Annotated in this window: 8 protein-coding genes; 3 read left to right on the top strand and 5 right to left on the bottom strand. The window is 57.3% G+C overall.

Annotated features, from left to right (window positions below; all coding sequences use genetic code 11):
- Positions 1–299: 299 nt before the first annotated feature.
- Entirely contained in the window at positions 300–1,169 is an 870-nt protein-coding gene (locus tag H1B37_RS22765; protein WP_182869101.1) for a CAP domain-containing protein, read from the top strand.
- A 54-nt stretch (positions 1,170–1,223) separates the two neighbouring features.
- A complete protein-coding gene (locus tag H1B37_RS22760; protein ID WP_182869099.1) occupies positions 1,224–8,174 on the top strand; it encodes a protein kinase domain-containing protein in 6,951 nt (2,316 codons plus the stop codon).
- Positions 8,175–8,341: 167 nt separating this feature from the next.
- Here H1B37_RS22760 and H1B37_RS34500 read toward each other — a convergent pair whose 3' ends face one another.
- Positions 8,342–8,890, bottom strand: coding sequence for an ECF-type sigma factor (locus tag H1B37_RS34500; RefSeq protein ID WP_220498327.1), 549 nt, complete (start codon positions 8,888–8,890; stop codon positions 8,342–8,344).
- Between H1B37_RS34500 and H1B37_RS22750 the strand changes: the two genes are divergently transcribed.
- Entirely contained in the window at positions 8,830–10,395 is a 1,566-nt protein-coding gene (locus H1B37_RS22750) for a serine/threonine protein kinase (RefSeq protein ID WP_286178054.1), read from the top strand. The genes H1B37_RS34500 and H1B37_RS22750 overlap by 61 nt on opposite strands.
- A gap of 688 nt (positions 10,396–11,083) precedes the next feature.
- Here the strand turns inward: H1B37_RS22750 and H1B37_RS22745 are convergent.
- From H1B37_RS22745 to dcd, 4 genes are all read right to left on the bottom strand, one after another.
- Positions 11,084–12,214 carry a DUF1570 domain-containing protein gene (locus H1B37_RS22745; RefSeq protein WP_182869093.1) on the bottom strand — a complete coding sequence of 377 codons (1,131 nt, stop codon included), beginning with the start codon at positions 12,212–12,214 and terminating at the stop codon, positions 11,084–11,086.
- A 167-nt stretch (positions 12,215–12,381) separates the two neighbouring features.
- Positions 12,382–13,914, bottom strand: coding sequence for an ABC transporter permease (locus H1B37_RS22740; protein WP_182869091.1), 1,533 nt, complete (start codon positions 13,912–13,914; stop codon positions 12,382–12,384).
- A gap of 3 nt (positions 13,915–13,917) precedes the next feature.
- Positions 13,918–14,505: a DUF2141 domain-containing protein gene (locus H1B37_RS22735; RefSeq protein ID WP_182869089.1), complete on the bottom strand. Its 588-nt coding sequence runs from the start codon at positions 14,503–14,505 to the stop codon at positions 13,918–13,920.
- Between the two features lie 4 nt (positions 14,506–14,509).
- Positions 14,510–15,085, bottom strand: coding sequence for a dCTP deaminase (dcd, locus tag H1B37_RS22730; RefSeq protein ID WP_182869087.1), 576 nt, complete (start codon positions 15,083–15,085; stop codon positions 14,510–14,512).
- Between the last annotated feature and the right edge of the window lie 45 nt (positions 15,086–15,130).

Below are 15,130 nucleotides of genomic sequence, written 5' to 3'. Positions count from 1 at the left end.
TTGGAAGCTGTACATCAACTAACAACGATGCCCTCAATCCTAACGCCAGATTCAAGACCATTCCGCGATTCTCGCGCTGCGAGCACTTTCGCTCTCGGAGCAATCCATCGGCGCTTCGATCCTGAGGCCGACGCAAATGCGAGGATTGATTTGTTTCAGCGGGAAGTGAGACTTTTTAACCTTGGGACGCGGGTCGCCTTCGGTCCATCTCTGGAGATTTGTGTAAGGTGTGCAGCGACTTTGGGAGATTTCCCGCCCAATGGAAAGAGTTTGTGAGGGGACTACACTCTGGAACGTGATTGGATTATCGGTCGCCAATCACATTCAACTTAGAGTCAGACATGAATCGTATCATAGCCATTTTCGCTTTTTCCATGCTCGCGGTGCCTTCGCCGGCACACGCGAACGACCGTTCTCCCGAAAGCCGGGGTCCCCGCTCGGTTGGTAGGCCTGCCGGCATCATTTTGACATCCGAGACCGCTGCAAAACATCCTGCAGACGATGCCTGGAAGGCACTTGCGTACGCGAGAATTATTGTCCCCTCCGACGCGAAGGTTTTTGTCGACGGTAGCGAATTAAACGACCGCGGGCCTGTTCGCTGGTACAAGTGGACGCCATCCAAGGATCAACCTTCGGAAAATGTGACGTTGACCGCGACCTGGCAGGACCGGGTCACTCAGGTGAGAAAGAAGCACACCCGCAAGATCGTCGTGCGACCCGGCAAAATTCGCCGCGTCAATCTTTGCGGGGCATCGCTCAAATCGATCGTCGACGGGGTCATCTGGCGGACGAATCTTCATCGACAGCGATTCGGGATCGCACCGGTGGTCGAGAACGCCATGCTCACGGCAGCCGCACAAAAGCATGCTGACAACCTCGCGCGGCAAGAAATGCTCTCTCACCAATTGAACGGTGAAGGCTTCCTTGAGCGATCACGCCATGAAGGCTACCGATTCATAGCGGGCGGCGAGAATATCGCGGAGGGATCATCGTCGTCCAACGACGTCGTGGAGAGGTGGATGCGTTCGCCGGAGCACCGGCGAAACATGCTCAGCAAGGAGTACACTCAAATCGGCGTCGGAACAGCCTGGTCGGCCAGCGGCACCCGGTATGACGCCCAGGTGTTCGGCCGTCCCGCACCAAACGTTACTGAGTCATCGCAACCGTGAGCTACCTGTAGAACGATGAAATTCAAAGCAATTTGCCCTCAGTGTCAGAGTTCGTTGATCATTCCAGCCAAACTGGCGGGACGGTCCGTGAAATGCTCCGCTTGTCAGCATGTCTTCGAGATTCAAGCCGTCCGAACGCCTTCTCAGCAATCGATTGAATCAGGGCTGCAGGTTGACGCACCGGCTGGATTTTCCGAGGCGGTCAAACAGTCAGCTTCGACCCAATCGAGCGAGCGTTCCGAGGAACGAGACGACGACAAGGTCGCAGACACGAAACGCCCTGCGAAGAAGCATTCCGCGACACCGGAGCCACCGGCAGTTAAACACAGCACGAGCCGCGACTCTGTTTCTGACGCGAATGCGACGTCTCGCGAACGGCAGGGCCATGCTGCAACAAAACGCCCGGTCGTCGCGCAACAGACCAATGCCCCGAGTTCTACTGCGAACGCGGACACACGGGAGAAGTCCAATTCGACGGACATGACAGTTGAAAACGAGACGACTTCAACGCCGCAAAGCAAGAAAGCGGCTGCCGCGGACGACGCGTTGACCGATTCGGCGATTCCTGCCGAACGTCCGAGTAAGCACTCCGTGCCGAACGGCAAAAAAACAACCGCCGTGAAAGAGGGTGGGACCGCGATCGGGCGATTCAAGATCGAAGAGATACTCGGTTCCGGCGGCTTCGGGGACGTGTATCGCGCATACGATCCGCTCCTTGATCGGCATGCCGCCCTCAAAGTCCTGCGAGCAAAATCGACGACGGAAGAGCGTAGAGAGCGGATGTTGCGAGAAGCCAAAGCGTCAGCTCGTCTGCGTCATCCCAACATCGTCGCAGTCTACGAAGTCGGCGAGAACAAAGAACGCAGCTTCATCGCGTCGCAATTCATTCCCGGCACAACGCTCGCCGACCATCTCAAACAGATCGACCATTCCAGCCCAGACCCCGAGACGCTGCGAGCGTTCGTGGTTTGGTTGATCGAGCTGTCGAGAGCATTGGCTTACGCCCACCGTGAATCCATCATTCACCGGGATGTCAAACCGCACAACGTGTTGATCGATGAGGACTCGCATGCTCAGTTGACCGATTTCGGTCTCGCACACCAAATCGTTGCGGATGCTGACACGACGCGACAACTCGTGGGCACCCCGGCCTACATGTCGCCCGAGCAAGTGGAAGGCGATTTGTCCAAGATTTCGCCCGCTTCGGACCAATATGCGGTCAGCGTGATCCTCTTCGAAGGGCTGGTCGGGCGGCGGCCGTTCGAAGGAGACTCGATCAGCTTGCTCTCCAGCATCGTTCACGATGAGGTTCCCAAGCCCACTGATTTGAATTCGACGGTCCCACTTCCGCTTGAGCAGATCTGCTTGAAGGCGATGAGTCGCGACGCATCCAATCGCTACGCCGACTGTGATGAACTAGCCGACGACCTCCAGCGATGGTTGGACGGCGAATTGGTAAAGGCCGGAAATCCAACATGGATCGATCACTCGTTGCACTGGGCGAAGAAACGCCCGCATCTTGCAGGTTGGCTTGCCGCACTCGCGGCAACTTTTTTGATGTTAGGCGGAACGACAATCACCCTGGGCCTGGTGAAGCTCAACTCGGCCGCGACAGAGTTGACGGCGAGTCGCGAAGAGCTTGGTCAATCCAAGATGGAGTTGAAAGAGGTCCGTCTTGAATCGGAACAAAAAGGACGCGAACTGGAATCACGGATCGTTCGAGAGAAAACTTTCGAGTACGCGCGGAAATTCGACGGCGGAACGCGTGTGATTGAGGCAAACGACCTCGCGATGATCCACCGCATGCTGGACCGCGTCCCGTGGAAGGACCGCGGCATTGAGCACTCGTTATTTAGGCGGCGCGTGATTGGGACGCCCATCATCCTGCATGCCGGTGAACCGATCCGGCATCTGAGTTGGAGTCACGACGGCACGCTACTGGCCGCCGTGACCGAACGAGGAGACATCCGATTTTGGGACGGCATTCATCACACCCCGCTCACGGTTGCCAAGGTCGACAACATAATAACCGCGGAATTTCATCCGTCGCGGCTGGAACTGATTTCGCTGCACAACCGAGAGTACGACCGTAAAACCCGCAAATCGACCAAGGCGATCGTTCGTAAGTGGCTCGTTGTCCGAGACGCCGATCAGGTTCGGCTTTCTCGTTCAACGGAAAGCGAAAGCGACATCAACAATTTTCGATCGTTGGCGTTTCACCCGTCTGGCAGTCTGTTCGCCGTCTGCGGCGATGGCCGAGTCGAGATTCGTGACATGCAAAACGGGCTAGGGATCAAAAGCGCCCGCAATAACATCAACGGCGACGTTTTGGATGTCGCCTATTCCGCCGACGGAAAACGACTCGAATGCCTCGTACAAAATTTCTTGGACATTCGGCGGTTAATCATCGATGAAGACCACCCCGAGGGACACGAAGCGTGGGCCTATTCCCCACGGACGCCGCCCCTCGCAATGGACCCAAGCGTGGTGACCGTTCAGCCGCCACGTGCTCCCATTGACCGTGCGAATCCGAACACGACCTATTTTCGCGGCAAAGTTCTTTCCATTTTCGAGGATCCCGTAAACAGTGGTTCGCCGGGCCAACTGACATGTGCAATCGAATTGACAGCGGGATATTACTTCCGTGGATATTCCGATGGCCATGTGATGGAGGGTTCCATATCACGAGTGGGGCATCTCGCCGAAATCAGCGCAGCGGCGAGTCGTCCCGATCTTGCCTGTGTCGCAACAGGCGATCGCTCGGGTGAAATTCGCATTTGGCCGACAACGTCACGAACGCCCGAGGGTGCGCGATGCGTCCTCGCTAATGGAGGCGGGCCAAAGGACGATCGATTGGTCTCCAATTTTGACGGTACGCTGCTCAGCACCCACAACGACGGATCGGCGGTGACTGTCTGGCAAACGGACGATGGAAAGGTTGCGTTTGAACTCGACGGACACGCCCTTGGTACGCATGCCGTCGACTTCCACCCCGAACGAAACGAAGTTCTGACCGTCGATGGCGAAGGCGTTTGTCGGATCTGGGACCTAGTGCCTTCGAATCGAGAGACACGCGTTTTGCGAAGCTGGCGAGTTGAATCCGGTGTGCCCAGTTACGTCTGTTTCGATCCCTCTGGCGAAAATATCCTGATGTTCGGACGCCGCTTCTTTGAAACAGAAGACGACGTGGCGGTGGGCTTCGCAATGATCGTCAGCGCCGCGGAAGGGACCATCGTTCGCGAACTGCAAGGCTTGCCCGGATTCCCAATCGCGGGCGTCTTTGTGCCCGATTCCGATTCGGTGATCGTGTCCTGTGATGACAAAACCATTGCCAGCTATTCCAGGCTCACTGGGGAGCGCATCGCTGACTTCGAGACCGACGATTTGGTCGCCATCGATCTCGATGTGACTGCGGACCAACTCGTCGCAGTCCTGGCCGAACCATGCGCGCTGCTTTCAAACGGCGACGGGCGGTCTTCGTACCGAAGTCACCTCCGGAGTTGGCAAATCGAAACCGGCACGAAAATGTTCGATGTCAGCGAATTTGGTGTCAGCTATCGCTTTGTGGATGTCGACGCCACGTTGGGACGCATCCTGGCACCGGCGGGCGATGGCTATCGCATTCATGACCTCGCGACCGGTGAGCGGCTCTGGACCGATTACCGCTACCCCGCAAGCTACCAAGTTAATGAAACGCGCGAGGAAACTTACACGGTTCAAGTTCCGTACATCGAACAAATTGAGCAATCGTATACGGTTCAGGTCCCGTACACCGAGGAGATCCAACAGACCTACACTGTGAGCGTCCCTGTCATGAAGACAGAGGTGTTGAAAGGGACGCGCAGCCCTGATGAGCCGGACACGATTGCCGGGGCACTCGTGAAGACGGATCAAAGCCGCCTCGACGCGATTCTCGAAGGAAAGATTCGACGGACGAAAAACAATCTGGGCATTTCGCTGGTTTCTGATCACCAATTAGAAGAGGGGGTTTTTCTGAAATCGGACGAAAGGGGAAGCATCCAGTTGTTTTCGGATCAATCGTTGACGAAACAGGTACGGCTTGCACCGGTTGAAGCAGAAGAGACTGCCGTTGCGATGGAAGTCGTAATTACTGTTCAAGTGGACGAAGAACGATCTCGAATCGTTCCGTGTACCAAGTATCGCACGGAAGAAAGGACGCGGACGGTTGCGGTGACGAAGTGCAGACTGGAAACCCGCACCCGAACCGTCCCTGTCGCCAAAGTTATCCCCATGGCGACGGCAAAGGGAAAAGCGATTTTTTTGCCTTCTGGGCGAGGCCTCGCGTTAGCACAGTTCGATGCGGCTTATGTGGTCAGCGCAGCGATTCCTTCGTCACCACGTGAATTGGTCGCCAGTGATTGTCACTACGAAATGTTGGCGACCGATGCCGCCGGCAAACTCGTCGCGGCTGCTGGCCAGAGCGGTAGCTGTGGGGCATGCGGTTGCAACGATATCGACATTTGGCATACGGAAGATGGACAGCATCTCCGTACTCTTCGCCTGTCAGGTGCCTCCGCGGGCGCGATCAACTTTGATCCTCGGACAGGCAACTTGCTCGTGGGGATCAGCTGCTTCGGTGCACGCGCGAATGCGAACAAGCCCCCGGACGCCGCCGGCCGGGACGAGATTGCACCGCCGGTGCCCGAGGATGAAGCTAAAGAAGCATTGGCCTATGAGGGCGCGACGCTATTGGTAATCGATCCGCGATCCGGCGAAATCCTGGAACAACTCCAAGGCCCTGAGTCGATTATTCGGATCGTCACAAGCATCGATCGCGAAAGACCCGTGGTGTTGTTGGTCGATCAAGAGAATCAGGTTTATCGACTCAATGATGATGGAGTCATCCAGTCGCAGTCGATCCGCTCCGGAGACGCCAGATCGGTCAGTGTTTCTGAGGACGGACAACTGGCCACATACAATGATCCAGAAGGACGTTCCGTTGTCACGCTCGTCTCGGCAATGGAAAAACAAGCCCGACTGCCGACTCCCTGGACCCACGCACATCTTTGCTGGAGTGGTAAGGAGCTTATCGCGAAGAAGTCGGCACAACCCAATGACGCAATGACGATCGACCAAGAATTGACCACCATGGCGTGGACGATCGATCGAATCACTCAAATGCTTACTCAACCACGTCCCGCCGCTGAATTGCCCCCGGGCACCACCTCGAGTGATGGCTGGGTCCTGCCGGCAATGGACACCACCCTCGTTCAATCAAAGGGTGGCCGAACCCCTGAGTTCCGACCGTTGCATGCACATTCGACCTTGAAAGAATTTCAGTCCGGAGGGTCAATGGGAAAACAGGTCTTCCGAGGCGGCAAGGTGTTCTCAATTGGCGATCCGTATCCAAGTCGCCGGGGGTGGCCGACCACGCACAACCATGTGATCACCTGGGAGGGAAACGGAACCTCGGACTCCAAGACGAACGTGTCGATTCCGCTTGAGCCATCGCCATCGCCATCACCCACGAAAACGGCGCCCACGCCCACGCCCACGAGATCGCGAATGGTCAGTGAGGGGGCGTCTGCGAAGGTTGGCCAGAGCAAGGCTCGTCGAACTGCGTCGCCAGATGGAACCGAAAAAGAGATCTCGAGCCGTTTGGAGCGTCACTCACTAATCGATTATCTACCAGACAATTTAGAAGAATGCTTGGTTAAGGGAGCCGCCGACCGGACGGAAAATGGTGCGATTGCTTTGCATGGTCCAGACCCCGAGTCCTTTCTTGAGATTCCCGCCGTCCTGCCGGAAGCGTATCGGATGGAGCTAATGGTACGGCGAGAATCCACCGGTGGAACGTTTGTGGTGTGCGTTCCACACAGAGGCTTTCCAGCTTGCTGCATCATCGATGGAAATGGCGGGAGTGGCATCAGCGATATCGACGGCAAATCCTATGCGTACAACTCGACCAACGTGCGAAAAAGGCAGTTCCAGAATGGTCAGACGCACTCGATTCAGATCATCTCATCGCCGGATGGAATCCTCATCAACTGGGACGGTAAAAGACTCTACGAATTCAATGGAGCACCTGACCGACTGAGTCTACAATCCTATTCTTGGCACCCGAATCGGTTGTTCCCAGCAGTGAAGGCAGCCAATGGGGGCCATTTCGTCGTGGAAAAAACGATCGTGCAAACCGACGGTCTGGATGCTCCCAAGCCTGCCGTTCCACCCTATCCACAAAGCGATGCATCGATCGCGTTGGCCGAAGAACGGTTTGGTCCTGCTTTGCGCGACGTCCGCGACCTGGCGGAAAAGCTCGGCGGATTTATAACATTCGAATCAGCCTATACCGGTGGGCAAAGGCTTCGTCTCAATACTCAATCACGGAAAGGATCTAGGAAATGGGTCTCCGTTGCGGGAGTCGACTTTTCACCGCTTGCAAAGGTATCGGGACCGGTGAAGATCTCCGCTCCAGCAACGACGAATTGGACTCAAGCCATTCTTCCGAAATTTGACGCTGGTTTTCGACTCGAAATCCTGGACCTAAGCCAGGCCCAAGACGTGACCGCATCGGTGCTTCGGAAATTCCCCTTGGAGCATGTTGCCTGGCTGAGCCTGCATCGTGCGAACGGGCTGCGTCATATGAGACTGGGTGACGATGCATCAGAATCCATCGCGCAGATGAAGTCACTGAACGTGGCCGACCTTCGTGGCGTTCGGATCGAATTGAAGAACGCAACTGCCTTAGCCTCTTTGTCGAAACTCGAAGTGCTGAAAATCAACAGCAACCTCGCATCCGACGCCTCCATCGAGAAACTATCAGCATCGCAATCGATCCAGGTTCTCGAGATCACCAACGAATCGGAAGATTCAACTGTCCTGTCCGATGCCGCTCTCACAAGTCTTGAGAAAATGACGGAACTGCGGGAATTGAAATTAGAAAAAACGGGCGTTTCGCAAAACGCGGTTGACAGATACCGTCAATCGAAACCGCTGGTAAAACTGTCCTTCACAGCTGCCGAAGTCAACGCATCCGTTCAATAGCGGGTGCCTAATGGGTCAGCTACCGATTTAATTCTTCGTCGTCACTGATCGAAGAAGATGGTACCGTGGAGCACTTGATTCGCACTTCCGTGAGCAATAAACGACTCAAAAAGGGCGGCAGTGGCTCGTGATGATTTAGTACGCCGCACGTCCCCGCATTCGGCCACTCATACGATCGCTTGCGTCCAGATTGACCGTATGAGTTTAAGTCGGCGTTCAATGGTTGCCACGGAACAGCCGATCAGGGCGGCGATCTCAGCATTTGTATGTCCCTCGAGTCGTCGGTTTGCGATTTCAGCGAGATCAGGCGGGAGGCTGGAAAGCAACCGATTGACTGTTTCGAGTGATTCCACGACGGCGTCGGGAGTGGAGTCCCAGCGAACCTCGGCTTTGACGGGAAGCTCAGACAAGACGGAATCGCCACGCACATCGCCGCCCCCACGTTTGAGCTGAGCTTCGCGTCTTACTTGGTTGAGTGTCTTCCGGTGCACGATAGTTACGATCAACGGCCAAAGCGAGTCTTCCGATCCGATCGCCCGAATCGACGTCTCCCCGTACCGCTCATAGAAACTGCCTAGAGCGGATAACGCCACATCTTCGCCGTCGGCAACGCGTCGATTGCGGCGCCCCAACCGGGCTTCCGCGTACCGCACCAATGAATCAAAGTATCTATCGAAGATACGCTGTTGAAATTGAGAACGGGTTTCGTCCTGCACCAATTCGCTCCAATAACTCACTCTGCCGCGACATGAAAAAGCTGGAAATTGCTCACCTTTCGATCGAATCGCAGCGACGAATCGATGAAATCTGTCGTGCTTACGAAGATGACGTGCGATCGTCCCGGAACAGCAACTTGCTTACGATGCTGGACAGGGTACCAGAGCAAGAGGCGCCTGTGTTGTTGTTCGAGTTGTTGCGTTTACACGCTGAAATTGAACCGCCGGCGAAGGTGTTTAACCAGGTCCGTCAGCTTCGCCCCGAGTTTGCATGGGTCGTCGAACACGTAATCACATCCTTGCAGTCGCAGTCCTCCGAACCGGATGAGACCATCGCCATCAGTGTTTCTGAGCGGGAACTCGTTGGTACGTTGGAGGGAAAGGAGTACGCTTTCCATCTTTCAATGCCAGGACAGTACATCTTTGGGAGTGCTGCGGAGGCAGATTTGACCATCGCGCATGGAGCAATCGCCCAGCGCACCGCATGCTTCATCATGGAGTCGGATCGTTGCCTCGTCGTGACATTTCCAAATGAGTCGTCGGGCGCAATGCTACAGGAGGTTTCTTATCATTCATCGTTCTCGGTTGGGCCCATTGAATTTCATTTTCGCACGCCAATGAGTCTCGGGCGAAGCGTGGCTACAGTCGCTGATGATGAAGCGTCGTCCATTCGCCAGATCGGCGTCGATGGTTTTGAAATCACAGGCGAGCTTGGTAGAGGCGGATTTGGAGTCGTCTTCGATGCGATCCAATTGGGCAGTCAAAAGCGTTTTGCAATCAAGTCACTGCTACCGGACGCCGCACGTTCAGAGCAACTCAAGAAACTGTTCATGAGAGAGATCTCAATCGTTTCGCAACTCAAGCATCCCAATATCGTTGGCTACCACGGGTTTGGAATCGCCGGTGATCACCCCTATTTGATTCTGGAATATGTGGAGAACCGTCAGATCGATGACATTCTCGCCCAGCACCCCGAACACAAAAGACTTCGTTTGTGCATCGGGATCGTACGCAAGATACTGTCCGCGCTTGCACACGCGCATGATCAGGGCGTGGTCCATCGTGATGTCAAGCTCAGCAACATCCTGACCGGGGTGGAGAACCGACGGCTCTTCGTCAAACTGACCGATTTCGGGCTGTCCAAATTTTTTGAGACCGCCGGCTATTCAGGAATTACCGCCAGTGAAGCGGTGTGCGGAACAATCGCCTATATGTCACCCGAGCAGCTCACCAATAGCAAGTATGCCGAACCAGATTGTGATGTTTACTCGATCGCCGTTTGCCTGTATCGTCTGTTGACAGGGCGTTTCCCTCACGACTCCGACTCTCCGGCGGAGATCGTTCACCAAAAGCTCAATCTGATGCCAAAACCGATCGACGAGATCGATCCAAATCTCCCGGCCGGACTATCGGGCCTGCTTCAACGCGCGCTCCACCGGGATCGTGAACGCCGCATTGAAACGGCAGAAGAGTTTGCTAGAGCGCTCGAACCGTTTGGTTTGTAAGGCCTGACAATCGGCAGGTACGAGCCCGTCATCCCCTACGACGAACGCTGGCAACTGGACGATCAATGCGATTCGACCGTGGTCGAACCGCCATTGGACAAAGTTCGCAATTGCCGTCACAAAAGAGAGGGGCGGAAAGCTGATGATCATCACTCACAGAACTCAATTCCCGATTACACGCAGTGGCGGTGAACCGGCGTCGTTTTTCGGCCCACCAAACAAGCTGCCACATGGGCGTCAAAGACACCGCTGACGGACTCCGTCCTCAGCACCCGTAACCTGCATCGGTTGGACCCACCGCCCGCACGGATCGTTTCCGCTTCGGCGCGGCGGTGGCGGACACCGCTGTCTTGGCACGGGGAAGCGTTGGACCGCCGCGCCGGCTGGACCTTCGGCATCGCCGTGGGCGCGAGGTTAATGATCCAGCCTAGGGTCCGGTCGCAGATGCCTGGGATGCCTCCAATGCTTGGCGACTGCGAATTCGTTCTTCAGGGGCAACCAGTGACGTGATGTGGAAAATGCTCGGCGTCCTACACGAGCAGGCTGGCCTGGGCGCTGTCCCCCGGCGTGTGGTGGAAGAACCGGGCGAGATCGGGTCGAGCGATCACGGCAAATGGAAATGGAGTGCCAACGCCTTGGGGCCGACACCGGAAAAACGGGGTTGACGCCGCGAACTGGGGAAGCCGGGCTAGCGGACGCGGCGCATGTAGTGGACGAGCGACCGGTCGATTTCCGCGATCGTTGCGTCAAAGGTCTCCTCGAACATCTCGACGCGTTCCCGCGCGGTCAATTCGGCCATCGGTTTTCCGCTGCTCAGTTTCCTCAGGTACTCGACGTATTCTTCACGTCGCGTCTTGAGCAAGAAGTAGGTCAACGCCCAGCTTTCGGCATAGGCATCGGTGGCGGTGTCGGAGCTGCGGAATCGATCGTCGTCGGATAACAGGGTGACGAGTGAATTGGGCGGTCGGACGGGCAGGTAGTTATGCCAGCGTTTCAGGTTCACCTGATTAACGCGGCCGATCCCGCGCCAGCGCGACGCACTTTGGAAATCAGGGGATTCAAAAAACATCGCCAGCCCTTCGCTGATCCACATCGGGTTGTCGGCGAATCGTCGTTGCAAGCCGCAGTTGTAGGCCAATTGGTGCGTCGCTTCGTGAATGATCGTTGCGACGTTGCGTTCCAGATTGGGCATGTTGAACGTCGTCATCCGGTTGCTGGACAGATGGTAATAACCGATCACCAGCTGCGCCGTGTCGCCGACCTCCGCGCCGGCATGTTTCAAAAAATCGTCGCGGTCGGCCAACACCAGCGCGACCAACGGAAACTTCGGCTCGGGCAATCGCCAACGCTGATTCTTCCAGAACGCATAGAAGCCTTTGTAAAGCTGTTCGAACAGCAATCCGACTTGCTTGACGTAGGCGTCGGAGGTGTTGTGCGCGATGACGTAGTGGGCGGTTCGGTAGATTGAAAACCCGTCCGGCAATTCGTCCTTCATCCGTTCGGCCATCTGGTCGGCCGAGAGCGGCTGCATCACCTCATCGTCGGATTCACGTTTCAGGATTTGGTCGGGTTGGATCATCCAGATGCGGCCGTCATCACTTTGCAGCATCAAGCCGCCGTCCTGGGCCTCGACCAGGATTTCTCCGTTGACCGTTCGGGTCGGCATCGGAGCGCCGTTGACCAGGTCGGTCTTGTCCGATTGAAAGGTGACGGTTTCCACCGCGTCGGCCGGTGAAACCACCAAAGCCAGACAGGCGGTGCAAAACAGGCAAACTCGAATCACAATCGCGCCGGCGTTGTTGTAAATCAAAAGGGACATCCTTGGACGGGGAATCCATCGAGAGGGGGAAGACGAGGTCGAGCGATTAAGGGAGGCGGCAATCGTCGGTGTCTAGCCTGTAGGCGATTCCCGGTCGCCGCGTCGCAGCGAGATTGGGCGGCGAAAGCCTGTCCACCAACACGTATGCCCGTGCCTTCCAGTGTACGTTATCGCTCCGCTCGCTTCCAACGGAACCGACAGGCGATTGCAAGAACGATCATCGCAACGACGTACCAAAATGCCAGCGCGGCTTCTTGATGGCGCGCGCCGCTGTGCAACAACGCGAACAAGCGTGTGCCGACGGTCACGACACCGGGGGGGATGACCGGAAGGGTTGCCGGAACATCGCCGCTGGCCACCACCGCCGCGGCAAACGCGGCGATCATCAACGGCTTTGCCAACAGCGGTCGCTCGACCCGCCACAGCCGACCGAGCCAGGAAAAATCGATGCGGGCGCTGTCCAAGACCGCCCTGTCGATCCCCGCGTAACCGGCCCGCAGGATCCAGTAGCTGACCGGCAACGCTCGGGCCATCAGCGCCACCACGGTCGGCACCAGCGTTTGGTGATACAAACTGGGCAGTACCGGCACGGGCAGCGTGAATAAACGCACCACGGCCAAGCCGATGATCGGGCCGGGAATCAGAAACAGAATTAGCGAAAGCAGCTCGACACTTCGGCCCAACCTCGGGCGCGTGCGGGTGACCGACGCCAGTGACCACGCCAGCGGGACGCAGACCGCAGCCGTCATCGCCGCCAAGATCGCCGTGCCGGTGTATTCCCTGGCAAACTCCCGGGGCGCCGCGGCGAGCAGCCCGATCGCATGCCGCAGCGACCAACCGACCGCCAGCGTCGACTCGGGGTCCGAAGACACCGTGATCTGATGCCCGACCTTGACCACCAACCCGGCCAACGGGAACGCATACATCAGCGTCACGATCGCGATCGCGGCGGCCGGTGCCAAACTGGAGATCGGCCCCCGGCGTCCGTCGCCGCCGACTTGCGATGGCTTGTGTTGCAAACTACGGGCGTCCAATCCGCGGCGTCTGGAAACCAGAAACGAGGTGAAGATCGCAATCGACAGCACGCAGGGCAGCACCAGGAGGACCAGGATGGACGTGATCGAAGGACTGGCGGCGTGAAACAGGTAGAACTCGTCGGCCAGGGTGCGCACGCCGTACAAATCGACGACGGTCATTTCGGTGGCTGCCAGGATCGCGGTGGCCAACAGGCCGGTGATCACCCACGGTGCGGCGATCGGCAAACGGATCCGCCACCACGTCCACGTCCTGCCGCCATCAAGCCGACTCTGGTCGATCACTTCGGGGGCGATGCGCGTGGTCCCGAACCACGTCGCCAGCGACACCACCGCGGCGCCCGACAAGCCGTGAATCCAAACGCAAGCGACCAGCCCGCTGTAGCGGCCGGCCAGTCCGGTGTAGGTCCGCGCGGCCGTTTGTGAAAACGTCAACCAGCCGAATTTGCCCGCGGTGGCTTCCCACGCGGCGGCGTGCAGGATCATCGGGGTGGCCAGGCAGGCGACCAAACTGACCAGACAATAGGCGGTGACCGCGCGGCCCCATCGACGCCGTTGGGGAACCAGTGAAATCAAAAACGCGAGCGGGATTCCGATCGCCGCGGCCACCAAGACGCTCAACCCCATCAATTGCAACGTCAACAGCAGCGGGCGGATCCAGAGCATCAATCAATACACACGGATTTCGATGGCCGTCGATTCGGTCGGCCGCTGCATGATCGTCTGCTCGTAGGTCGGCGGCCCGACCAGGCTGCGTGCGTTGTTGGAAAACCCGTACGGTTCCACCGGCGCGTTGAACAGCGCACGATTCAGTTCGCCGTTGTCGTCCAGGTCATGGTAGGCGGCGATCGCGAATTGTTCCGGCAAGAAATCCAGCTTGATCTCCCACACCACGAACCCGTCGATCGGAACCAACGAATCCTTGATGATCGCCTGTTCGGGATTTCCGAAGGTCTTGGCCGAATCGTAGACCGCGATCCGAATCGGGCCTTCAGAAGTGAGCTGACTGGTCGCCACCCGGATCAAAATCACGTTCGGTGGCAGCGTGACGACTTGGTCGGCGTCATCGACCGTGCCCAAGTCGACGTCGATTTCGGGCGTCCCCGGAGGGCTGGCCCAAATCATCGCCAACCCGACCAGGAAGATCAGTCCGGCAAAGGCGAGCAACAGGTTTCCATGGCTCTCTTTCCAGGCGCGGCGATAGCGGCCTTTCTCATGGGGAGAGCGGAGAGGGCGATTGTCTTTCGGAACAGGCATGCGATCAACGGCTGGGAGTTTCGCCGAAGTTAAGCTCCAGTTGCGTTTCGTCAACCGTGCCGCCGAATTCGCGGTACATCAAACTGGGTTGGATGTCGCGGCTGTGTTGATACTTGTCACTGCAGTAGGCCGCGCCGTCACCGCTGAGTTCTTGATAATAAATTTGACAGACCTGCATGCCGGGGACGATCCGGACCGGTTGGACGCAATACATCTCCAACGTCCACGTGCCGCAGTACCCCACATCGCCCAGCGATCCGCCGGGGTTGATGAACAACCCCAATCGGCCCAGCGAGCTACGGCCTTGGATCATCGGCACCAAGCCCCGGGTCTCGGTGTATTCGGCCGTCCGCCCCAGGTACAACACGTTGGGTTGCAGCGTCAGGCCGTCGGCCGGGATCTCCAACCGCCGATAGCGATTGGGGACCGCGACGTCGAGCACGATTTCCTCGTAAACCAACAGTTCGTCGTGCAAGGCCAGGTTGTACCCGTTGGGGTTCAACCGGGCGGGGTCGAACGGATCGATCTTGATTTCGTCCTGTTGCAGCCGCCGGTGAATCTGGTCGCTCGATAGAAGCATCGCCGTTCCGAATCGATTCAAATGGAAAAACCCGAGCCGGCAAAC

It is taken from the genome of Stieleria mannarensis, assembly GCF_014154935.1.
Classification (GTDB): domain Bacteria; phylum Planctomycetota; class Planctomycetia; order Pirellulales; family Pirellulaceae; genus Stieleria; species Stieleria mannarensis.
The sequence above is the reverse complement of the archived record's forward strand: the minus strand, read 5'-3'. Positions and strand labels throughout refer to the sequence as shown.